This window comes from Spirosoma terrae (assembly GCF_010435915.1).
Lineage (GTDB): Bacteria > Bacteroidota > Bacteroidia > Cytophagales > Spirosomataceae > Spirosoma > Spirosoma terrae.
On record NZ_JAAFZH010000001.1, the window covers coordinates 421,346 to 442,331 of the forward strand.

The following is a 20,986-nucleotide window of genomic DNA, read 5'->3' on the forward strand; positions in this document are numbered from 1 at the left end:
GCTGCGAGGTTTACATAGCTCCATTCAACGCTCTTCGTCTAAGGGGCAGGAATTAGTGGTGAAGCGGTTAGCAGGTTTTCAAAAAGTAAGCTTAAATCATGGCCTAACAGGTGTAGGATGGCGATTGATTTCTTTTGAGAACGATTGTCCATCCCTAATGATGAATGTGACCTTCAGCTGGACATTACTTCCTCTGGGGAAGCCGAGGTTGAACTCGTATACTAATGCCCACCACAATTGGATGAATGATCAACTGTTGCTGTTCGCTCATTAATCGCGTGAGGCCATATTCAGCCATTAATCCCGTTTGTAACTCAAATAGCTGGCTTACGGGAAGTGGTAGTCGTCGGCCGACCCCTCCCCGCAGACTGGCCAGGGTCTGACCGCTTGTTGGTGAATATAGCACCTGACTACCCAGTTCGACCATGTAACGGCCCTGTCCCAATAAGCGATACTGGCTTATACCACCACCAATCATAGACAACGCTACATTCTCAGCTACTACGTGCTTTTCCCGCACCATCTGGTACGAGTTAGATGGGGTAGACTCCATGCGGTACCGGTTCTCGTTAACTGTGTAATAGGCCCAGCGCCGAAGCTGCCCTATGGATAGGTAAGCCTGCCAGTGTTGCCAACGGACACCCCCATTAATCTGGTATCCCCAGGTAGCTGGTGAAAATGCCGCCGGGGCGTTGACTTGTGTGAGATAAGCGGTTGACGTAGATGATGTACTCATCCATTGGAAGCTGCTCAGTGGTACGGCCTCGACAAACCACTGGTTGTACTGGCGGCTGGGATGTTCGGCACCAGCAGCCGAAAGAATCACTAATTCTTCAACCGGGAGTCGGTTGGGTAATGTACGTATAGAAGAAGGTAGAGCAGAAAGTGCCCGGACTTGAAGCTGCGCAAATATTAGGGGAGAAAAAGAGGTTGCTGGCCGACTACTCAATACGTGGTTTTCGACAGTAGAATCGCTAGCAGCCTTATCCACATGTTCCACCAGATCCGCTACCCCCTGGCGATTGCTTATACCAACCACGGGAGGCAACGTAATGGGGGAGCGAGTGCCTGAAAAAGGAGCTGATTCGACGAAAGGCCGACCTGGGCGATAGAAATCTGTCAGCGGCAGGTTTGATTTAGCGCGTAAACGAAACCGGTTGGTTGGCGTCCCGTGGCGTTTGGATTGACCTTTCGCAACGTCGGATTCTGTATTGGATATAATTGGTTGATGATTCATCAGCCGCTGCTCGGCCAAAATCCCGTTAACCCGTGGGACAGTTTCGAATTTATCTAGTGACGTAGCATGCTTGGCCGGAATGGTAGGTCGACGAGCGGTAGCCCGTTCAGTATGAGTGGGGGAGGTAAGCTGAACATTGGCACTACTACTCTGGACCGACGCAGAACGGTCACTTCGGCGAATCGTATAAACCAAGACGAAGCTGAATAGCAACAACAGTACGATCCCTACTAGCCAAGTCGTCGATTTGGGCTGGTTCTGGGCTGTTAGCTGACCAAAAATACGTCGGCGTACTGAAGGCCGGGACTGAACCTCAAATTCAGCGAACGTCTGCTGCCAACGCTGGCGCAGCAGCTCATCGGGGTCTTCACCCCAAGAATTCATGTCGTTGGAGGCCATGGTGATTAATGAGTGTCAAGAGTAATTGGCGGGCCCGGCTGAAACGGGAACGGGCTGTAGCTTCGGGAACATTGATGAGCTGAGCAATCTCAGCGTGCGTATAACCTTCGATCAGGTACAAATTAACGACAAGTCGATATGCATCGGGCAGACGGGCCAGTAGACCCAGGATAGCTTCCTGATCGTAACCTGCCAGTAGCTTTAGATGATCATCGCTGCTGGGCGACTCGCTGAGGGCCTCGTAGCTAGTTAGATTTTCCTGCGGGCGGGTAACGCGGTGGTAATAATTGATCGCTGTGCGCACCACGACTGCCTTCACCCAACTGTCAGCCGACTCGGGTTTGTCCAGTTCTTCGATGTGGGCAAACACTTTAACAAAAGCTTCCTGAAAAATATCCTCGGCTTCGGCCACCGTCCGGGCGTATCGTACGCATACTCCCAGCATCCTAGCCTGGTAGCGTTCGTAGAAGGCCCGCTGTGCCCGTGGTTGCCCCTGTTGACAGCCCACGACCAGTTCGGTAAGAGTTCGGTAAGACTTATGGCCGAATAGCGCCATATAGGAGACGGGTCAGAGATGAGGGCTTCTATATATGGATGTGGAGCCGATTGTCAGTAGCTGATTGTCATAAAAGATCGACTGATAAGTTGGCCATTTTCCGAAAATAAAAACAGCCAGCCCTGGTTTTCCTTTATTAGACTCACCCGATACGTATTCAACACGCCATAAGTATGGCGAGTGGTGTAGCCGTACAAGGCTCCCGTCCGACTCAAGTCGAAACCTGCCAGTTCGGGGCGTTGCAGATACGTCTGAATAGCGGATGGTAATTGATTGACCTGCTGAATAGGTTGCGCTGTACCAGCGCTGACTGCGGCTACTAATTGCTCCGCATTATTATAGGTGAGTTCCCAGGTTTGGTTTTGTTGGCTGATCCATACCGTGTACTGCTGTTTATTATAACCCTCAACGGATATTATAGCGTAAACAAATGTTAACCCTTGATCTCGTATGGTTGACTGTATCGATTCCGGTAGATCGGTCAGCGCATTAGTTTCATAGCTGGCCTGCTGGAATGGCAGTAGTTCGGTGTAATAGAAAGGTAGACCTGAGTTCGACCGATCAATGTACCAGCGTGTCGTGTAAGTCTGTTGCTGCCAGGTGTAATCAGCGTATACGTACGAGGGCGGGCCGCTCAGGCGAGGAGTTGTGTACCATCCGGTATATTGGCGAAAACGAGGGTTGCTGAACGTACCGCCCGCGACCGCAGTTGACCTTAGAATGCGCGTGAGCGAATCGGGAAGCGATCCTTCGACTAGTTGATCAACGGTTATCAACCGCGCGGGTCCGACCAGCGCCTGGTAACGCTGTCGCTGCTGGGTAAAGGTAGACTGCCAGAGCTGATTGGCAACGAGAGTGGTAAATACGATGTTCTCCGCTTGTGGGTATTGCTGGATAAGGGCCTGACCCGTGCCTGGCGTAGGGCCAGTGTCGGGCGTTGGCTGCCGATCGGTATAGCGATTACAACTACTGGCCCAGCCGAGTAATAAGCCAATCCAGACGTATTGTTTGACAAAATTCATAGGTAATAGTCGTATCAGCGTATTCGGGCTTGACTGTTCCTAACCGCTGGCATGACTACAGACACAAAAAGTGTGTTTAACTGTTGCAGTACTCGTCCTATTTTTTTAGAAGAAATTCGCTAAGTAAAAAAATCAGTGGCGTGCAACACTTTGTTAGCCCTGGCGTGTCTATGGCCTCGACAAACAGCCGACAGCGCCTACTGACGGGCGCAGTTTTCAGTCAACATTGCCTTGGTTACTCAATTCAAGTTTTAACACGCTAAACGTTATGCGTCTACGACCTATTCCTGCTTGTCTAAGCACAGTGCTTGCTTGTACGCTACTGGCTTGCCAGTCGCCTGAGCCAGTTGACGACCTGATTACAACAGCCAAGATAGGTGCTGTTACCCAGACTAGTTCTTACCTGTTTACCGGCGCACCAGGTGTTCGTAACAGTACACTTGATGATATTACTGGTACGATGGTCGGTTCAATTGATGGGAGCCCTATTGCCTTTGGACCCGATAAATCCTTCCCATTGGAAGCCTTAACCAGCTTTACTCCCAACGAAGGTAAATCGAAGTCTATCAAACTGCATGCCCAGAATGCTCAGTACAACATCTCGATGTACTTCAACGGCCCTTTCGAAGCTGGGCGAAACTATAGAGTCTATGACCCTTCCGTTGACAATGGAGAGTCTAAGGACGATCCTTATCTTGTCATACCTTACATCCGCGTTCCAGAAGGGCAGAATGGCCGGGATATTCTCAACATAGCCGATCCCAATAATCAGCTCCGGATCAGTGCCATTACGCCTGAATACGTGGACATCGAATTCTTTTTTACGCTTAAAAAGACGGGGGCCGCTCAGGAGCGGCTGAACATACGCGTCAAAAATTTGCTTAATGAGAACATGAACCTGCGGGCGCAATCAGAGGGGGAGCCTTTCTGGGATTATACAAACATGACCCGTAAGATCGAAGCCCTGGCGTATATTCCCTGGCCAGCCGACGGTCTGAGTAATTACCTGACTCCGACGACGACACGAGTGCAGATTAATCAAACGCCCCTCAATGCGCCTATTAGCAATTTTACGTACGAAAGAGCCACTAAGCCGGTCGACTGGCAAACAATTTCGTTGTACCAAACCCGGCCGCCCCAGGAACAGGTCTACGTCGAATATGCTGCTGGAACCAATTATGCGGCTGCGGGCTGGAATCAGATTTCTATAGCCTGGCCGAACTTCACGGGGGTGGGTATCTACACGGGTGATCAGGTCAAACTTTCGTTTACCAATGCCCTCAATAATCTACAAGATAGTGACTATTGGCGGATTGCGCCTTATGCACTGGCCAGCACAACGACGAAATGGCAGGTCAACGTACAAAGCGTTACACCCGACTTGATCGAAGGCACTTACACTATTGTTGACGCACCGCTGTATGAGAAAAAAGGAGCGAACCTGCCCGCTTCGGCGAGCGTAAGCGGCCGTTTCAAAGTTGTGTATCCGCGTTAATGACTGAGCTTAAACTAGTTTTAGGATAACCCTGCTTAGCAGACAGTTCAATATTATATTATAATTGAGTTGTTGCTACGACTACAACAAGTCGATGAGTTAGGCGCTTTGAGAGCCCATCGTTGCTGGCTTAGTTCCATTTGGCCGTCCAGCAGCCTAGTGTCGTTGTAGAGGGATGGGCCGGATTCCGAATTTGAGCCCAAAACGCCAGATATAAGCCAAAAAAAGCGTATCTGTTTGTTTATCAACTACTTGAAGGCTAAAATGATCTACTAATAAATAAGCTGAACATCGTATGACGTTCAGCTTATTTATTAGTAGATCATTTTAGCCTATTTTCTCTCCATTAGTTGTTTGACTAACTCTTCCAAGTGATTGAGCTTACTTTGTTGTCGCTGTAATTCCTGTTTCATTTGAAGCTTATCCTTCTCCAACTCAATACTATACAGCGTCAACTCCTCGATCTTCTCTAGTAGCTTGGCGTCCATCTTAGCCGCATCAATACCTTGCTCGACAACCTCAGCCGCAGAAGGCAGGCCTGGTAAATGCTGATGTTTCTGTATGTATTGCTCCACCTCTGAAAGCGAACGTAGCGTGTAGTCACTCATAAACACCTTATCCGACCAGTCAGCTACGCTACGTACTGAGTAATGACCTGCAGAGGTTAACACTAGTTTACCTGTGGCGTCAACGGTGAGTAGCTTGTCTGTCGTAGTAAACTGAACAGGACTATTAGCAGTAAGTCGACTTAAGCGAACCCCGGACTCATTCTCCGTACCGCTGTTCACTTCCAGACGAGCAGTTGGTGCTGAGGTACCAATCCCGACGCTAGCCTGATTGCCTAGGATAACGGCATTACTGACGGCAACCGTAGCGCCTGCACCGATCGCCGTAGCATTCGTCAGGTTCTGCGCAATGGCATCGGCTCCGGTACCAAGCAGCGTATTGCGGGAACCACTGTCATGATTGCCCGTATTGAAGCCAATGTAAACGTTATCGTCGGTGTTGCTACTGGCTGGGCCTGCCCCATTACCGACAAACGTATTATTATTGCCAGTCGTATTCCCTCGGCCTGATGACGTACCGAAGAAGGTGTTGCCTTTGCCAGTGGTCGTTATATAGCCCGAGCGGTAGCCTACAAATGTGTTGGAATCAGCAAGGGCGTTATAGCCGGATTGATAGCCTAGGAATGTATTTCCTCCGCCGTTTATATTGCTGAAGCCTGATTTGGAGCCGATGAAGATATTATTTGAGGTTATGTTATTATAACCCGATGAATCGCCTAGCGCTATATTATAGTAACCAATTTGATTCAAAAAACCAGATTTAACTCCCAAGTAAATATTGCTGTTTCCATTTTGATTTGTGAAACCAGCATCAGTGCCTATCGACACATTATAGAAACTATATTTAGTGTTTGCGCCGGCCCTATCTCCGATATATACATTATGACCACCCGTAAAATTATTTAGACCTGCCTGAGAACCAAGGAAGACATTACTGTATCCATAGATATTCTTATTTCCAGATTGATAACCCATAAAAACATTCGAGCTTCCTGCGTTATTGTTTGCCCCCGCTTCAGCGCCAACAATTGTATTGTTTCCACCATAGTAATAATTTACACCTCCCGCCTTAGGTCCAACGAAAGTATTATTTTGTCCAGGCGTCATAGAGTTAGGAATATTGACTACATAATTAGTTTGTGCATTTATTAGTGAACTAGTAACTAACAACAAAAAAATAGCCGAGTAGAATAATTTCATATAGTAATAGATGGGATTGATTAAGTCAAAAAAAATAGCTCGCTAAGATAAGTAAATGATGAGCTCCAACCATTAATGACGCAAATCAATGATTCGGCAAGTGGTTAAACAGCCCTTAGTATAGTACGCATTCCATACAGCTAATAGCCGGGACCAACCAAAAAAACAGCCGCTTGTACCAATCCACTCCTCTGCAGTTCTTTCACTCACTTCCTTTGGATCATCAATTCACAACGATAATGATGCTTCATACCCTGATCCGATATTCTATTCTGTTCGCTATTGCTGTAGTTGTCCTTGTGCTGGCAGTACTGCTCATCAAATTGCTTGCTCATGCTATGTTGCTAGTAGCGGGCGTAGTAATGGCGTTGTACGTCTGGAAGAAATACGGCACTAAAAGCTATATGAATAACACCTTCAAGCTGTAATACTCCTTGGGTAAATGAAGATCTGACTGGCGAAATCAGCTTGCCAACTATCTTCCTGATTGGGAAAACAATTCTCTATTTTGGGTACTTATTCATTAGGGACTCCAATTAAAAGCCATATTCAAATGAGTGCGACCAACAAAGCAATTTTAGAAAAGGCAAATCAGGCTATACGTGAGGGCGACAATGAGGGTTTTCTGGCTCATTGTACCGATGATACTGAATGGATATTTATAGGTGACAGAATCTTACAAGGTAAGGAAGCGGTTCGACAATACATGGTAGAAGTCTACGCCGAGCCGCCAACATTCATGGCCGAGAATTTGATTGCCGAGGGGGATTTTGTGACTGCAATTGGTAAAATCACCCTGAAAGACGAAACGGGTGAAGCTGCTAGCTATTCATATTGTGATGTATGGCGATTTCGCGATGGTAAAATGGCTGCGTTGAAAGCATTTGTTATCAAAGACTAGTTAATCCGGTGTTCAGGCGATAGTGATCCAGGTCTAACGACGTATCAATTGATTCGTGACAGAGTAACCCAAGTCAGATTGCTATCCAACACTTAATTTGTAATCCAGGTTTTGCCTCGCTCCAAACTCTGGTTAACTGTTCAGAGTTTGCTTCCCTATTTTTCTGAAGTTAAATAAGTCTTGCTGTCGGATGGGGCTCTCCCTTCTAATTTTTGTATCTTATCGGCTGGGATTTATTGACAAGCTATGCGCGTTTTAATGACGAGCTTACATGAGAGTAAACAGGCGAAGCTTATTGATATGGGTAGCGTTGCTTATAGGCGGCTTCAAGCCCATATCCGACTTGGAAGACAACTATTATCTCCAGGCTACAGTGAATGATGATACCTATACGTTTGATGATGCAACCCTTAAAGTCTTTCGATTTACGAGAACAAAAGGGAAATTCATGTTTGAGGTGGTGGGGCCTCTCGAAATGACGGCTAAGGGGCAACGGCCCCTTACTCTCTATATGCAGTCAGTCCGTCATGACCTTGTTGGACCAGACACCATTGCTCTGACACAAGGCCGTTTTGTCAACAGCCAATCCAAAGTTTTCTCCAGAACAGATCAGCAGGGTGGAGCAGGGCGTTTAATGATCCAAAAAATTAACGACAAGAGCGTAGAAGGGGCTTTTTATATGGTACTGGACGCTAAAGACTCTGCAATAACCCGGATCAAAGGCAAGTTTAGAGCGAAACATAGTGTAATGAGACATTAGGTTAGCTGGGCCAGGTGCGGAAAACTCAGCAGGGCTTTGTTTGCACTTGACATTCATGCCTTGTAATAGTAAAGCTCAATTGTATCAGCTGTTCCATATCTGCGAAATAAAGCTGATATCCAATGGCTTTTCAGCTATTCCTCCTCTGACAGAAAGTTGGTAGTATCGATGTTAGCCTCCCCGTTCGCTTACTTTAGCCATTAGTTTGTACCTGAAGTAAGACATTGTTCAACTAAACAGGAAGGGTATAGTTGACTTCATGAACAACGGTCAATTGACCCCTAACATCTCAAGGTTATGATTCTGAAAATAGATCAACTACCCATTGAGCTCCCTCGCCCTAAAAATCCTTCGCCCAACGATGCTGCTGCTGTTCAGGAGTTGCTGGGCGGCAAGTTTGGGGAGATGTCAACCTTAATGAACTATACGTATCAATCGTTCAATTTTCGAGGACGAAAAAAACTGCGGCCTTTCTATGATCTGATCTGTAGTATCGCTGGTGAAGAATACGGTCATATTGAAGTCGTCGCGTACACAACAAACTTGTTACTGACCGGAACCAGTAAGAGAGGGTTCGATCCAACAACTACCCCGTTGGCGAATGGCGTCGATGCCCGTAATACAAGCCATTTTATTGCCAGTGGCCAGTCGGCTCTTCCCATGGATTCTATGGGCCGTTTCTGGAGCGGAGACAATGTGTTCAACAGTGGCAATTTAAAACTTGATCTGTTGCATAACTTCTTTCTGGAATGCGGAGCACGGGCTAACAAGATGCGCGTATACGAGATGGTTGATGACCCTACGGCACGTACCATGGTTGGTTATCTACTGGTGCGGGGTGGCCTTCATGTTGTGGCTTACGCAAAAGCTTTGGAGAAACTAACTGGTGTGGAAGTGACAAAGTTGTTGCCTATTCCTGATCTGAGTAATGAGGCTTTCCCCGAAGCCAAAAAGTTTATGGAGCAGAAATTGCACCTTCAGTTATATACGTTTAGTCAGGAAGACTATAAGCAGGCTGGCTTGATCTGGAATGGTCCGCATCCGGAAGACGGGCAGGAGTGTGTGGTTATAGAAGGGGCTATTCCGGGACATACGCCACCAGACCTGGATGAAGAACCTCAGTTAAATGCGCCTGGGGCGGATGACTTTGATCCTCAGATGTTTGCCGACATGGCTAAGAAGATGGGCATCAAGTACGAATATTGATTGAAAACTATTTCTTAATACCTCAAGGCCAACCCAGTATTAGGTTGGCTTTTTGGTACTCTTTTCAGCACTCGATTCATTTGCGTTAAACTCCGTAACTAAGTTTATCTAAACTCTGTTTTTGCGTTGTTTGTGAGTGCTTTATCTACTGGTAGAAGACTAAGGTTAACATCGTTAGCCTGGTTCCGAAACTAGGTTGACCGTTCGCTCAGATAATTAATCATTTCATATCTGTCATAGTTCTACTGCTCAGTTTTAGCCATCGGCATAAGCTGCAAGAGACTCCGTCAGGGTTCGCATAGCTGGCGGAGCTTTTGCTCATTCGATCACTAATTAAGACAGTTACTACTGCTATGAAACGAAAATTAATCTACTCGTTAACCCCCTTGTTTTGGGCGATTTCACTGATCTGCCTGGGCCAATATAATCCTTTCAAGGGCGCAAATCGAATAGTTATCACCACGAGCATGGCCGACAAGGAAACGTATTTGCTTATTGCTGATCAGTTAACTCAGGCGGGTATTGCTTTTACTGCAGCCGACAATGGATTACTAATACGTTCGGAGCAGCCTACATCACTTGGTAAACAACAGGCTGTATTTGAAGGTAAGCTTATGGTGAATGCAGGCTTGGTTAGCCTTTCGGGATGGGTTAGAAGAAAAGAAGAAGGAAAAAACTCCGCTACTTCTGATCGAGTTGCGCCTGTTACGTATGACACAGCGAAAAATTCGCTGCAGGGAATAGGCTTCAACTACATGGATGCTTTGGCAAAGCGATTGCAGGTTGCTTTGCACGGCGTTACGATGTATAAATACCAAAAGGAAATTTAAGCAATCTATTCGTCACCCTGACCCGGAGCTGCCTTTGCCGATGCATCGTCCAGCCCTTCAACTTGAATCCCTGTTTCTCCCCGGGTGATTTTAATGGTTGAAATGTCAGCCATTGGATTAGCCAGGAGTATAGCGTTGATTATTTGTTGACGTTGAGCATCCGTAACAGCGTCATCTGAGCCATACTGAGGGTCGATTCCTTCCATAGTAACCGGGCTTATTTATTTTTCTTCGCTTCAATCAGCTTACCAAAAACCTCCCGCTGAAAACAAACATAGTTTCGTATTTTCTGTCGTTTCTCGGGGGTCGATTCAATCCGGTGGATCTGCTCCGAGATTCGTTCGAACTCACTTTCGTACTTATCGGCCCGCTCCTGCCAAAACTCTTTTTTAGTCGTTCTCATGGTTTCTTGTTAATTAGGCAGATAAGGATACACGAATGCGATGGTATCTGCAAAGCGATTTAGTAAACGCACTCGAAGATACTATTCTTTCGTCAATATTGCAGTAAGGTTCGTCACTTGGTAATACTACGTTGAAACAAAGAAGCCAGACTCAACCCGAGTCTGGCTTACTAATAACTTCGAAAATTCCCTAAACTATACCTGCTATCAATAACCAGTACCGGCAACAGGTGTTGATTTTGCTTATTTAATGGCTATTGATGAAAACGATTACATTCGTTAGGGGAGCCTCCAATTCTTAGGCTGGAGGCATATAATGATCTTCGTGAGTATAGCCATATTCAGCCACTTTCTGGGCCCGGTAACGATATAGTTCGGGGTTTTCAGGGGCCCGCGTGTCCAGGCCATCAACGTAGCGGTTGAACATACAGAATGCTGCCGCAATCAATATCGTATCGTGAATATCGCGGTCGGTCGCGCCTTCAGCTCTGGCTTTGTCGATCTGATCTGTTGTTACGTGCTTCCCGCCCTGCTGTACGCTTCCGGCAATAGTCAATAATGCCTTCAGTTTTTCCGAAATGTCGGCATGAATATAGTCTTGTTTGACGGACTGAATCAGCGACCAGTCTGTATCGCCCAGGTGATGGCTGGCCACGGCACCATGAATGGTTTGACAGAAAAAACAGTCGTTGCGGGACGATACGTACGTACCAATCAGCTCTCGCTCTCCTTCGCTGAGGGTAGAGTCGGGATGAGTGGCGTTGCTACGTAGCAGTACGTTAACGAGATCGTTGAGCGGTCGGGCCGTTTCGGGGCTGAAGGCCATTGGTCCGCGAATACCAGGCAGACCAGGTACAAAATCAATATGAGGCATAGTGTCGTCAGGTTTAGTTCGATTTGGGTAATACGTATCCGATTGTTCCCATGCGTTCGCCCATGGCGACATAGGCATCTGGGTCGTCGGGCGTTACGGTTGCCAGACCGTCAACGTAGCGGTTATACATTGAAAAGGAAGCGGCAATAAGTACCGTATCGTGAATGTCGCCATCAGTAGCGCCTTCCGCTCGGGCAGCTGTTACTACGTCGTTGGTTACGGTCCGGGCGTCGGCCGTTACACGCTCGGCAATAGTCAGTAAGGCTCGAAGTTTAGCTGAAATGGGAGCTGTTTCTGGATTTTGCAGGGTCTGGTCAACAACAGAAGCCTGTTCACCAAATAAATAGCGTGAAGCAGCTGCGTGGCTATTTCGGCAAAAATCAGTGCAGTTCTGGTTTGATACAAACGCAGCAATTAACTCGCGTTCGGCATCCAGGAGGGTACTATCCGGAGATCCTGCACGTAGTAGGGCCTGAGCTAGTTCATAAAGCGGCTTTCCTGTGTCGGGTCGGTATATAACCAGGCTACGAATACCTGGTGCATCATTATTGAGTTGTATATGTGGCATTTTGGTATTTTTTTAATTGAGTGAAATTACCTCGCAGCATTGGCCGACGGGTTGGGAGCGGTTGGTCTGTATCGGACGAATACAGCCATCCAGGCAATCAGAAAGGCGATAGAAAAGATAAGTAACGCATTCCCGAAACCACCCAGTCCGGCTACCATCGTACCGACAAAAAAGACAGCCGTTGCCGTAAAGAAACGGCCAATATTAAAGCTGATGCCAGCCGCTGTGGCCCGAATGCGAACGGGAAACAACGCTGGGATAATACTCGATAAAGCGCCCTGGCTGATACCAAAGAACAGCGCAACCAGAGCCGTTTCGGCATAAATAACCGGCGAGAACTGACGGTTCGAGAGAAAGAGCAAAGCACAGCCACCGGCACAGCCTGCGAACGTGAGCAGGAGTGTGGTTCGAGTACCGAGACGACCAATGAGTACGCCCGACAACATACCGCCGATGATACCGCCTATACCAAGCAACATCATCGTCAGTCCGCGCTCCCGCCCACCAGCCTGACCTGCGGGCAAAAGCGACTGTACCCAGGTTGGAATCCAGGAGAACGTACCCCACAGCCCAATCAGAACCGCGCCGAAAATCACTACGCCCGTCAGCAGATTAGTCCGATCGGCAGGTGTCCAGGCTTTTTCAGAATTTGGTCGCTGACGTAGGCGTATCCAATTATCGGATTCCGGTAAGCGCACGAACATCAGTAAAGAGACCAATACCGGAATTATTCCTAGCCAGAACGCTTGACGCCACGGTACCAGGCCTGCATTGAGGCCGCCAGTGGCCACAATACCTACCGGAAACATAACGGCCAGAATACCTAGGACCACCGCCCGGCTCTTTTCTGGCCAGATTTCTGACAGATAGACGGTAGTCAGTAGCAATACACCACCTACGCCAGCGCCTGTCAAAAATCGGCAGAGTAGCATGATAGGCCAGCTAGGCGCAAAAACGGTCAGTACCATAGCTATACCGTAAAGGAACGTAACGAAAGCAACGGCCCGCGCCCTTCCTATCCGATCGCCCACTAGACCAAACAAAAGTCCACCGGCCATCCAGCCGTACAAAAAAGCAGCACTGATATAGGCTCCCACGTCGCCCAACTGAGCTTCAGAAACCGATTTTCCAAGCAGTTCCGGTATCGCAACCGGCAAAAACGTTGCCATGAGCGTAGAGGCTGTCCCGCCCAGCAAGTAGGAAAGAGAGCACAAACTAAAGGCGAACCAGTCGGCACGTAGTGTTTCCGGTTTTGTTAAGGTTGCTTCCATGGTTTTAGTGATAGACTGTGTGAATAAAAAATCACCGATAAGCGATTCACTCATTCTATCATTCACACAGTCTATCATTATTTAAGTCCCTGATCAAACACGAGTGATACGTAGTAGAGGCCGCCTACTGCCGGAGAACCATACGACTGCACGACGTACTGATTCGTCAGGTTGTTGGCGCCAAGTTTGAGCACCGTTTTTAGCGATGGCATCCGATAGTTTACCTGCGCATCGAGTAGGTGATAAGCTGGTACGGGACCCGGAATAAGCGAGTTAAACGAACCTACCCACTCAAAGCTTTCCTGCCAGTGCCACGCTACGTTAAAGCCGATATTTGGGGCAATGTTGCGATGGCCAATCGTTACGTTGGTTTTAAACCGGGGCGTGTTGAAAGCCGCTACGTTGTTAGGATCAGCGTTGCGAATATCAAACGCTGACCAGGTTCCGTTGGCCCCAATTTGATACCCACCTGTAGTCCGATACGTCAGGCCGAGTGTTGCTCCCTGGGCTGCTACTTTATCAGGAGCGTTGGTGTAAAGCTGGAAGGCCTGCACCCGACCGCTTAAAATATCCTGCGCGGCTGCCGGATTGGGTTTGCCATCTGAACCTAGCACGGGACTTTGGGGACGTAACACGACCGTGTTGAGAATGAAGTTGTTATAAACGCCGTAATAGTAATTGGCGTCAATCGACAGATTACTGCTAAGGAGTCCGCGATAACCAACTTCGAAACTATTGACGCGTTCGGGAGCAATGTACGGTACGTTCGATTTCTGCAATTTGTCCTTATTGTTCAGTACTGCCTGCTGCGGGCCTACCTTATTAACATCGGCGCCAAAGCCCGCTCCGAACTGATTTACGCTCGCGGCTGTATAGGAATTTTCATACACATCCATGCCCGCGCTGTTGCTGGGAGCCCCGCCCAAAATCGTGATAGGGCCAACATTGAGTTTGATGAATTGATCGGATGGGGTAGGGTTGCGGAAACCTGTCTGGTAACTCGCCCGGAAATGATGCCGGTCGGTTGCCGAAAATACAGCTGAAGCTCGTGGCGTGAAATAACCCGCGAAGTTCTGGTTTTTATCGTACCGGCCTGATACGGTTAGTTTAAGCTTATCGGCTAAAAACGCCTTGCTGATCTGGGCAAACGCTCCGTATTCATGATAGAGAATCCGTCCGCCTTTGTCGTCGAACAACGTACCGTTAGTGAACAGGCTATATTGTCGGAAATTGCCACCAACCAGCACTTCGGCTACGTTGTTGAGGGCTGAGGTGAGATTGTATTGACCATCGGCATGCCACATGCTTGTTTGGCTCAGAATACCAGCGCCGGCCAGCCCCTGAATAGCAGTTAGCCGGTTTTTTTGTGCTTCGTATTCGGTCGTACCGGGGAGTAGTCGACCCTGGTCAGCAAAAGAGCGGGCGGCTGTATGGTTGTTGCCTGCCACATTGGCTATGGTGCCGCCGTAAGCCGCAGCGTACCGGCTAAACCACGTATCGTCGGCTTTATCGGGTGTTACTACGTTGCCGTTCAGGTCACGAACCCATGTCCGGTTAATCTGCTGACCCAACGACCGCGTGTTATATGAGTCGTGTGAATCCTCAGCGTTGCTATACCAGCGTACAAAAAACTGCTTGCCCCGTAATTCTAGTCGGTGTTGTGTGAGCGAAAACCCATTGACCGAAAAGCGGTTAGAACCTGTATAGTTGGCGGTGCCTTTTGCGTAATTAAAGGCATAAATGGCTTCCAAGGCTGGAGTGATTCGGTAATGAAGCGCGCCATTTAGTTTTAGGCTGTACACATTATAATCAGTCAAGTCCTTCTCCAAGTATCCGGTTCGCGACACTTGTCCGGCACCCGTCAGTGTTCTGACCACCTCGTCGCCGTAAATATTCAGTCCATTACGAGCTGGATTTTGTCTCCCACGCTGCTCGACGGGCGTGGACTGGTTTACGTCGGTATAATGGGTTGCAAACCAGTCGAGCCCCCACATGTAAGACGCATTCAGTTTGAAAGCCAGCTTGTTGTTGAAGGCTTTGGCATAGCGAATCGCATGATCGTTATAAATAGCGGCTCCTGTCGGTCCGGCGTTCCGGTTGGGGTCATTGAGGTGGTTTACACCGACTTTTGCCTGAACGCTCAACCCCTGATACGTAAATGGATCTTTGCTGGTCATCAGCAACGCGCCGTTGAAAGCGGCTGGACCATACAACGCCGATGCTGCACCCGGTACAAGTTCTACACTTTCGGCATCTAAATCGCTCAGTCCGAACATATTTCCCACGGAGAATCCGAATCCGGCGGGCTGATTATCGACACCGTCAATGAGTTGCAGAAAACGGCTATTCCCGGTGCTGGCAAAACCCCGCGTGTTAATCTGTCGATAGGTCAGACCGCTCGTTACCATATCAACGCCTTTGAGGTTATTAATGCCCTCGTAGAACGTAGCGGACGGCGTTTCACGAATGCTGCGACTATCCATTTTTTCAATCGTTACGGGGGCTCTGACCAGTCGTTCTTCAACGCGTGAGGCTCCAACCACCACTTCGTCTAATTCACTGACCGATGGGTTCAGGTAAATACTGAGCGGAGCATTTGTGTCGGTTACGGTAACTGTCTGTGGTTCATAACCAATCATCGAGATACGTAGCGTAATGGGTCCTTTACGATTAGCGGAGACAGAGAAATGGCCATTGTTGTCTGTAACCGTACCCGAGGTCTGGCCTTTGGCGGTAATGGTGGCGCCAGCGAGTGGCTTGTGCGAAACAGGGTCCATAATTGATCCCGTTACGTTCACCGATTGGGCTAGTGTAAGGGTACTAATAAGCCAGAACCATGCGCAAAGCAAGGCGTACTTCTTTATGTTCATGAGTTGAAATGCTTGGTATAATTTCCGTAGCTCACACCGCGGGTAGGGCTACGTATCGATTTTATGGTAAATGATTGATCACTTTTGCGGAGCCGGATAGCCTCCTGGCGGACGATTGTAGCCCCGATTGACGATGCGGTCGCCCAGCGTGTCGTAATAGGCCGGATCGGTCGGCGTAACGGTAGCCATGCCATCTACGTACTTGTTATACAGACAAAACAGCGCGGCAATCAGTACCGTATCGTGAATTTCGCGGTCGGTAGCACCAGCGGTATGGGCACGATCAACGGCTTCCGACGTAACGGCGCGGCCAGACTTTTGCGTCTGTGCGGCAATTTGTAATAGCGCTTTCATCTTCTCGCTGATGGGAGCCGTTTCAATATCCGCTTTTACGGCAGCCGCTGTTTGGTCTTCACCCAGCAGTAAATCGGCGGCTTTGGTGTGAGCAGCGTTGCAAAAGTTAGTGCAGTTGCGCGACGAGACGAGGGCCGCAATTAATTCTCGTTCGCCCTGCGTCAACGTCGATTCGCCACGTAGCAGAATTTGGGTTAGTTCCCGAATCGGCATAGCCGTATCGAGTCGGTATTCGAGCAAGCCCGTGATGCCCGGTAAATGATCTGGTAGAGGAATATGAGGCATGATATAAGTCAATATTGGGGCAGCCATAACCGCTACGTCTGTATGGGCTGTGGTTGCCGTGGTGGTTGTTAACAAATGGAGCACACGCCGTTTTTAAACGCTTATACAGCGCTCGGAAACGGCCAGAATGATTCTGGAACCGTTCTTTTCAGAACAAGAGATGTTATTGGAGAGTGTAGGAATTCTGTTCGTTGCCGGGTGAGTGTGGAGGCATAACGCAGCTGTCTTTGGCTAAATTGAGTTTTGTAGGCCATAGCGCGTTCCTGTCGTTACGTATAGCGTTACGACAGTACGTCCAGACGCTACGTAGCGACAGACTGCGATTGCTCAAAACAAACAGTAAATCCGAATCAGGCTTCGGGCGGTGGCGATGTGACCCGTGTGGCTAGTTGACGGAGCAGAAACGGTCTTTCAGGAATGCGACTATTGTTCTGCCAGTTGGGCGAATAGAAACTGAAAGCCAGTCGTGGAGTTGGAGAATATTCTTTCAGCAGCAATTTCAGCAACGTATTGGCTTTCTTGGGGGAGTCGCTTGAGCTCGTTACGTGCTCCTGCATAAATGCCAATAAATCACTCTGCCAGAATGAATTACTTTCTGTTTGGAAACCGGCAATGTGCAACGTATCACCCTGAATGCTCATGCTTATTACCGAATAGTATTGGCCTCGGTATGTAAACCCATCCGACGTAGTGCGGCTGATTGCGTTGACATCGGGCTTGTCTTTGAGCGGGATCTGAAAATCGACGATACTATCGACAGAGCGGTATACCAGTAGTCGTTGCGAAAGGTCGTGTTCAGCCTGCCACCACGTGCCTACACATACCAGTACGTACGCTAACGTATGGTATAGGAGTAGGACCGACAAACCGATTGATATCGCTTTCTTCACGAGGATGGTTCAGGGAAAAATTTTCCAATAATAATACTAAATTCAAAACAAAGCTACGGCTCTGTCCGCTCGCCGAAACATTGATCGGTTCGAGGCCAGTTGTAGAAGATGCATTTGGTTTGAAAACAGTACGTGTAGCCTGATGCTGGTTATCGGTTAAAACGGCCTTGCTAGCCAGGAAATTGGGCTTGCTTCCCTGAAACTCCTATGTCTTCCGCCGGGTCTGTATGGCTTTGACCCACTCCTTTTCTTGGCAACGGGGGCAGGTCGCCTGTTCGGCGCTAAGCTCTTCAACCTGACCGCAATTGGTACAGGCATACTGGCCCGGTTGTGTAATGAGTAATGATTTTTGTCGGTATAATTTCGGCAGGATAGGAAGCCCCGGTTTGACTTCCTCATCCTCAAAGTAAAAGAAACTAACCTGGCCGTTAGTTTCCAAAATGGCCGTCTGCACCTGACCAACGTGCTCAATATTTTGCTGACGCATTTCGGCAAAAAACTCATCTTTGGCATATGTGTGGTCACTGGTTGCAATCAGTACAAATTGTCCGTCCTCAATAATATAGAGCGGATCGCCTTCCAGTACACTCTCAAAGCGTTCATTTTTGGCAGCTATGTACGTAATGAGCCGATAAAAGGAAAGAATAGTAATGAAGACGATAACAGCCGGCAGAATAGCATTGTCGGCGTTCACCATCGGGTCGCCCGCTGCCGAGCCTAACCCGATAATAATGGCTACTTCGAAGATAGATAGCTGTCGGATACCTTTCTTCCCTGATAATCGCAAGAACACCAGAATCAGGGTAAACATGACCAGCGTTCTCAGGACAATTTCAATGGCTAAGCTCCAGTCTAAGTCGTTAATAAAAATAGTATTCCAGTTAAAATCCATGATGCATGCGTCTGGCTGTTTGGCTGAAAGAGTGGGTAAAATAGGACTGTCGTATCATGAATTTTACGTAAAACGTAGACCAGTGAGTTTCAGTACAATATAGACTACCGAATAAACAGATTAATGTTTGTTAAAGTCTATATTCCGTGAAATTGAGATATATTTTCGAGCGGAATGGCTGATAAAGAATTTATGGATACGGGATAGGATAGAAGCTTAAACATAACTACCCGCAATCTGATTTTCCTTGGCTTAGCTGAGTCGGCGCATAGAATTAGTTGATATGACAATACGTCTATTTATTAGTCTCATACTTCTTTACAGTCATACGGCATTAGCGCAGTTTCTGCCGGGGTGGAAGCATTCGGTCGAGTCTGCCAGTATCATTGCGCCCTCAGCCAATATTCCATTTTTCTTACGTGCGAATCAAAACGGGACAATTCCCTTAAGTGGTTCGTTTAGTTCGCTGAGATTGGCTACTGTAAAAGATTATCAGACTCAAACCGATACGTTACCACATCAAAAAAAACGGTTCGACTGGGGCGTTGGGATCAAAGGTATTGCTACAATTAGTGCTCCTTCCTTGTATAAAATCCCTACCCTTCTACTGCCCGAAGCTTACCTGAAAATCAAGTGGGGCAAGGTCGAATTATTGGCTGGCAAACGTCAGGAAGTGGTTGGGTTGGGCGATACGTTGCTAACCTCCGGTTTTGTGGTTTGGTCCGGTAATGCGCTTCCTATTCCCAAAATCCAGATTCACACCCCCGATTTTGTTGAACTAGGCTTTACAAAAAAGTTACTGGCCTTTCGGGCGGGCTATGCGCATGGATGGTTTGCCAATAGCTACATACGCGGTAGTTATCTGCATCAGAAGTATCTATATGTTCGGTTGGGTAAGCCAAACTGGCGGGTGCGGGTAGTGGCTGGTCTGAATCATCAGGTGCAGTGGGGTGGCCATGCCGACTATCTGGTTGGAACTCCGTTGGCTGTTAACGGACACCTGCCAACATCGTTTCAGGATTATCTGTCGCTCATAACCGGACGTTATCCAGAGGCCTTACAAAATGACCGATTTACCGATTTTGATGGCACCAATCGAATTGGCAATCACATTGGCAGCTATGATATTGCGGTTGAGTGGCGGCAATCCGATCAAAACTGGTTATTATACCACCAGCATATATACGAAGATGCCTCTGGTCTTGCGCTACAAAATGTACCCGATGGTTTGACAGGACTTCGTTTTCAAAAGACAAAGTTGTCGTCGGCTAAGTTTCAGTTGAAACGCTGGGTTCTGGAGTGGCTTCAGACCACCAATCAGAGTGGTGATACGTTCGATCAAACGGCTCGTTATCAGGGGGCAGATAATTACTTCAATCATAGCCAATATCGCGAAGGATGGACGTATCAGGGGCGTACGATTGGGACGCCGTTTATAGCGCCCTATACCGAAATGGCGCCGGATGTTGCGAATCTGGGGGGCAGTTTTTTTCCGAATAATCGACTTACTGCCTGGTACACGGCCCTGGAAGCCGCTTTTTATAAGGGACCTACCATTCAAACCCGGCTGGCATACAGCCGAAATCTAGGGACATTCAGCAAGCCATATCCGCATCCTTTTGATCAATTTTCTGCTTCGGTAGCGGTCCGATGGGCGGTTTTGCCCGTAAAAGGTTTAGCGATAACGGTAGCTGGGGCCGTAGATGAGGGCACGCTTTTAACCCGCTCGGCAGGTAGTTGGATAAGCCTCCAAAAAACCTGGTGAGCCGTTCTCTGGTTATGACTAAATTATGCTCTGATCCAGAAAATAAAGCAATTAGCTTCTGAGACAAATCTTCAGATACTTTGTAGAAATTATCCTCTTCTTTGGTGAAGGTTGCAGATCGTGACTTTTACCACTTAACCAATTTATAGCGCTGACGATGACTGCTTTAATGACTGCGATCAACAGAAATAATTTGCCCCTTGTTGAAGAACTGATTCAGAACGGAGCCGATGTTAATGAACTGGATGGAAATCAGGATGCGCCATTAGTGATGGCGGCTTATAAGGGGTACGATAAAATTGTCAAAGCGTTATTAGAAGCCGGGGCCGACGTAACGGCGGTTGATCCGGGTATGAAAGCTACCGCTCTCCATGCCGCTGCCTATGCTGGTCGAACAGATGCGGCTAAACTCCTGATCGAACATAATATCGATATCAACAAACAGGGGCCTTATAACGGATATACGGCCTTACACGATGCCATCTGGCAGGATAATATCGACATCGTTAAATTACTGTTAGCCGCTAATGCCAATTTAAATTTGCTGTCGCACGATGGACAATCGCCCTTAGAGTTTGCTAAGGCAAAGAAGCGGAAAGAGATCATTGCCTTGATTCAGAATAAGTTAATTGGTTAGCTAAC

The 20,986-nt window shown here is 47.9% G+C and carries 21 protein-coding genes; 8 read left to right on the plus strand and 13 right to left on the minus strand.

The genetic code is table 11. From position 1 onward, the window contains the following. Positions 1-184: 184 nt before the first annotated feature. From GK108_RS01920 to GK108_RS01930, 3 genes are read right to left on the minus strand one after another with little or no spacing between them, the layout of a single operon-like run. Positions 185-1,621, minus strand: a complete 1,437-nt coding sequence (locus GK108_RS01920; protein WP_163941933.1) for a hypothetical protein — start codon at positions 1,619-1,621, stop codon at positions 185-187. After that, positions 1,605-2,192 carry an RNA polymerase sigma factor gene (locus tag GK108_RS01925; protein ID WP_163941938.1) on the minus strand — a complete coding sequence of 196 codons (588 nt, stop codon included), beginning with the start codon at positions 2,190-2,192 and terminating at the stop codon, positions 1,605-1,607. The genes GK108_RS01920 and GK108_RS01925 overlap by 17 nt, the downstream gene beginning before the upstream one ends. 53 nt (positions 2,193-2,245) lie before the next feature. Further along, a complete protein-coding gene (locus GK108_RS01930) occupies positions 2,246-3,214 on the minus strand; it encodes a hypothetical protein (RefSeq protein ID WP_163941941.1) in 969 nt (322 codons plus the stop codon). 268 nt (positions 3,215-3,482) lie between these two features. Between GK108_RS01930 and GK108_RS01935 the strand changes: the two genes are divergently transcribed. Further along, entirely contained in the window at positions 3,483-4,709 is a 1,227-nt protein-coding gene (locus GK108_RS01935) for a hypothetical protein (protein WP_163941944.1), read from the plus strand. Between the two features lie 332 nt (positions 4,710-5,041). On the opposite strand, the gene GK108_RS01940 is transcribed toward GK108_RS01935, so the two are convergent. Beyond that, on the minus strand, positions 5,042-6,382 hold the full coding sequence (locus GK108_RS01940; protein ID WP_246224621.1) for a hypothetical protein: 1,341 nt from the start codon (positions 6,380-6,382) through the stop codon (positions 5,042-5,044). A gap of 332 nt (positions 6,383-6,714) precedes the next feature. Between GK108_RS01940 and GK108_RS01945 the strand changes: the two genes are divergently transcribed. The 5 genes from GK108_RS01945 (at position 6,715) to GK108_RS01965 (ending at position 10,172) form a co-directional block, all read left to right on the plus strand. Continuing rightward, on the plus strand, positions 6,715-6,903 hold the full coding sequence (locus GK108_RS01945) for a hypothetical protein (protein WP_163941949.1): 189 nt from the start codon (positions 6,715-6,717) through the stop codon (positions 6,901-6,903). A 59-nt stretch (positions 6,904-6,962) separates the two neighbouring features. After that, positions 6,963-7,376, plus strand: a complete 414-nt coding sequence (locus tag GK108_RS01950) for a nuclear transport factor 2 family protein (RefSeq protein ID WP_246224623.1) — start codon at positions 6,963-6,965, stop codon at positions 7,374-7,376. Between the two features lie 271 nt (positions 7,377-7,647). Further along, on the plus strand, positions 7,648-8,136 hold the full coding sequence (locus GK108_RS01955) for a hypothetical protein (protein WP_163941952.1): 489 nt from the start codon (positions 7,648-7,650) through the stop codon (positions 8,134-8,136). A 297-nt stretch (positions 8,137-8,433) separates the two neighbouring features. Further along, positions 8,434-9,342 (plus strand): manganese catalase family protein, encoded by a 909-nt coding sequence (locus GK108_RS01960; RefSeq protein ID WP_163941956.1) that lies wholly within the window; start codon positions 8,434-8,436, stop codon positions 9,340-9,342. A gap of 353 nt (positions 9,343-9,695) precedes the next feature. After that, positions 9,696-10,172 (plus strand): hypothetical protein, encoded by a 477-nt coding sequence (locus GK108_RS01965; RefSeq protein ID WP_163941959.1) that lies wholly within the window; start codon positions 9,696-9,698, stop codon positions 10,170-10,172. Between the two features lie 5 nt (positions 10,173-10,177). Here GK108_RS01965 and GK108_RS01970 read toward each other — a convergent pair whose 3' ends face one another. From GK108_RS01970 to GK108_RS02010, 9 genes are all read right to left on the minus strand, one after another. Next, on the minus strand, positions 10,178-10,378 hold the full coding sequence (locus tag GK108_RS01970) for a hypothetical protein (RefSeq protein WP_163941962.1): 201 nt from the start codon (positions 10,376-10,378) through the stop codon (positions 10,178-10,180). 11 nt (positions 10,379-10,389) lie between these two features. Continuing rightward, positions 10,390-10,575: a hypothetical protein gene (locus GK108_RS01975; RefSeq protein WP_163941964.1), complete on the minus strand. Its 186-nt coding sequence runs from the start codon at positions 10,573-10,575 to the stop codon at positions 10,390-10,392. 298 nt (positions 10,576-10,873) lie between these two features. Continuing rightward, entirely contained in the window at positions 10,874-11,449 is a 576-nt protein-coding gene (locus GK108_RS01980; RefSeq protein ID WP_163941967.1) for a carboxymuconolactone decarboxylase family protein, read from the minus strand. Positions 11,450-11,462: 13 nt separating this feature from the next. Beyond that, positions 11,463-12,017: a carboxymuconolactone decarboxylase family protein gene (locus tag GK108_RS01985; RefSeq protein ID WP_163941970.1), complete on the minus strand. Its 555-nt coding sequence runs from the start codon at positions 12,015-12,017 to the stop codon at positions 11,463-11,465. A 26-nt stretch (positions 12,018-12,043) separates the two neighbouring features. Then, positions 12,044-13,288 carry an MFS transporter gene (locus GK108_RS01990; protein WP_170305370.1) on the minus strand — a complete coding sequence of 415 codons (1,245 nt, stop codon included), beginning with the start codon at positions 13,286-13,288 and terminating at the stop codon, positions 12,044-12,046. 77 nt (positions 13,289-13,365) lie between these two features. Further along, a complete protein-coding gene (locus GK108_RS01995; RefSeq protein ID WP_163941973.1) occupies positions 13,366-16,158 on the minus strand; it encodes a TonB-dependent receptor in 2,793 nt (930 codons plus the stop codon). 78 nt (positions 16,159-16,236) lie between these two features. Next, a complete protein-coding gene (locus tag GK108_RS02000; protein ID WP_163943741.1) occupies positions 16,237-16,797 on the minus strand; it encodes a carboxymuconolactone decarboxylase family protein in 561 nt (186 codons plus the stop codon). 350 nt (positions 16,798-17,147) lie between these two features. Then, positions 17,148-17,687, minus strand: coding sequence for a hypothetical protein (locus GK108_RS02005; protein WP_163941976.1), 540 nt, complete (start codon positions 17,685-17,687; stop codon positions 17,148-17,150). Between the two features lie 205 nt (positions 17,688-17,892). Continuing rightward, positions 17,893-18,579: a DUF421 domain-containing protein gene (locus GK108_RS02010; RefSeq protein WP_163941979.1), complete on the minus strand. Its 687-nt coding sequence runs from the start codon at positions 18,577-18,579 to the stop codon at positions 17,893-17,895. 283 nt (positions 18,580-18,862) lie between these two features. Here GK108_RS02010 and GK108_RS02015 point away from each other — a divergent pair, with 283 nt between their 5' ends. Together GK108_RS02015 and GK108_RS02020 are read left to right on the plus strand one after the other, a co-directional pair. Continuing rightward, the gene (locus GK108_RS02015) at positions 18,863-20,344 is read left to right on the plus strand and encodes a capsule assembly Wzi family protein (protein ID WP_163941981.1); all 1,482 of its coding nucleotides are present in this window, start codon (positions 18,863-18,865) and stop codon (positions 20,342-20,344) included. Between the two features lie 157 nt (positions 20,345-20,501). After that, on the plus strand, positions 20,502-20,981 hold the full coding sequence (locus tag GK108_RS02020; protein WP_163941984.1) for an ankyrin repeat domain-containing protein: 480 nt from the start codon (positions 20,502-20,504) through the stop codon (positions 20,979-20,981). The last annotated feature ends 5 nt before the right edge of the window (positions 20,982-20,986 follow it).

Coding starts and splice junctions, on each gene's coding strand:
- GK108_RS01920 (WP_163941933.1), bottom strand. CDS start 1,621: ATGAATTCTTGGGGTGAAGACCCCGATGAGCTGCTGCGCCAGCGTTGG.
- GK108_RS01925 (WP_163941938.1), bottom strand. CDS start 2,192: ATGGCGCTATTCGGCCATAAGTCTTACCGAACTCTTACCGAACTGGTC.
- GK108_RS01930 (WP_163941941.1), bottom strand. CDS start 3,214: ATGAATTTTGTCAAACAATACGTCTGGATTGGCTTATTACTCGGCTGG.
- GK108_RS01935 (WP_163941944.1), top strand. CDS start 3,483: ATGCGTCTACGACCTATTCCTGCTTGTCTAAGCACAGTGCTTGCTTGT.
- GK108_RS01940 (WP_246224621.1), bottom strand. CDS start 6,382: ATGACGCCTGGACAAAATAATACTTTCGTTGGACCTAAGGCGGGAGGT.
- GK108_RS01945 (WP_163941949.1), top strand. CDS start 6,715: ATGATGCTTCATACCCTGATCCGATATTCTATTCTGTTCGCTATTGCT.
- GK108_RS01955 (WP_163941952.1), top strand. CDS start 7,648: ATGAGAGTAAACAGGCGAAGCTTATTGATATGGGTAGCGTTGCTTATA.
- GK108_RS01960 (WP_163941956.1), top strand. CDS start 8,434: ATGATTCTGAAAATAGATCAACTACCCATTGAGCTCCCTCGCCCTAAA.
- GK108_RS01965 (WP_163941959.1), top strand. CDS start 9,696: ATGAAACGAAAATTAATCTACTCGTTAACCCCCTTGTTTTGGGCGATT.
- GK108_RS01970 (WP_163941962.1), bottom strand. CDS start 10,378: ATGGAAGGAATCGACCCTCAGTATGGCTCAGATGACGCTGTTACGGAT.
- GK108_RS01975 (WP_163941964.1), bottom strand. CDS start 10,575: ATGAGAACGACTAAAAAAGAGTTTTGGCAGGAGCGGGCCGATAAGTAC.
- GK108_RS01980 (WP_163941967.1), bottom strand. CDS start 11,449: ATGCCTCATATTGATTTTGTACCTGGTCTGCCTGGTATTCGCGGACCA.
- GK108_RS01985 (WP_163941970.1), bottom strand. CDS start 12,017: ATGCCACATATACAACTCAATAATGATGCACCAGGTATTCGTAGCCTG.
- GK108_RS01990 (WP_170305370.1), bottom strand. CDS start 13,288: ATGGAAGCAACCTTAACAAAACCGGAAACACTACGTGCCGACTGGTTC.
- GK108_RS01995 (WP_163941973.1), bottom strand. CDS start 16,158: ATGAACATAAAGAAGTACGCCTTGCTTTGCGCATGGTTCTGGCTTATT.
- GK108_RS02000 (WP_163943741.1), bottom strand. CDS start 16,797: ATGCCTCATATTCCTCTACCAGATCATTTACCGGGCATCACGGGCTTG.
- GK108_RS02010 (WP_163941979.1), bottom strand. CDS start 18,579: ATGGATTTTAACTGGAATACTATTTTTATTAACGACTTAGACTGGAGC.
- GK108_RS02015 (WP_163941981.1), top strand. CDS start 18,863: ATGACAATACGTCTATTTATTAGTCTCATACTTCTTTACAGTCATACG.
- GK108_RS02020 (WP_163941984.1), top strand. CDS start 20,502: ATGACTGCTTTAATGACTGCGATCAACAGAAATAATTTGCCCCTTGTT.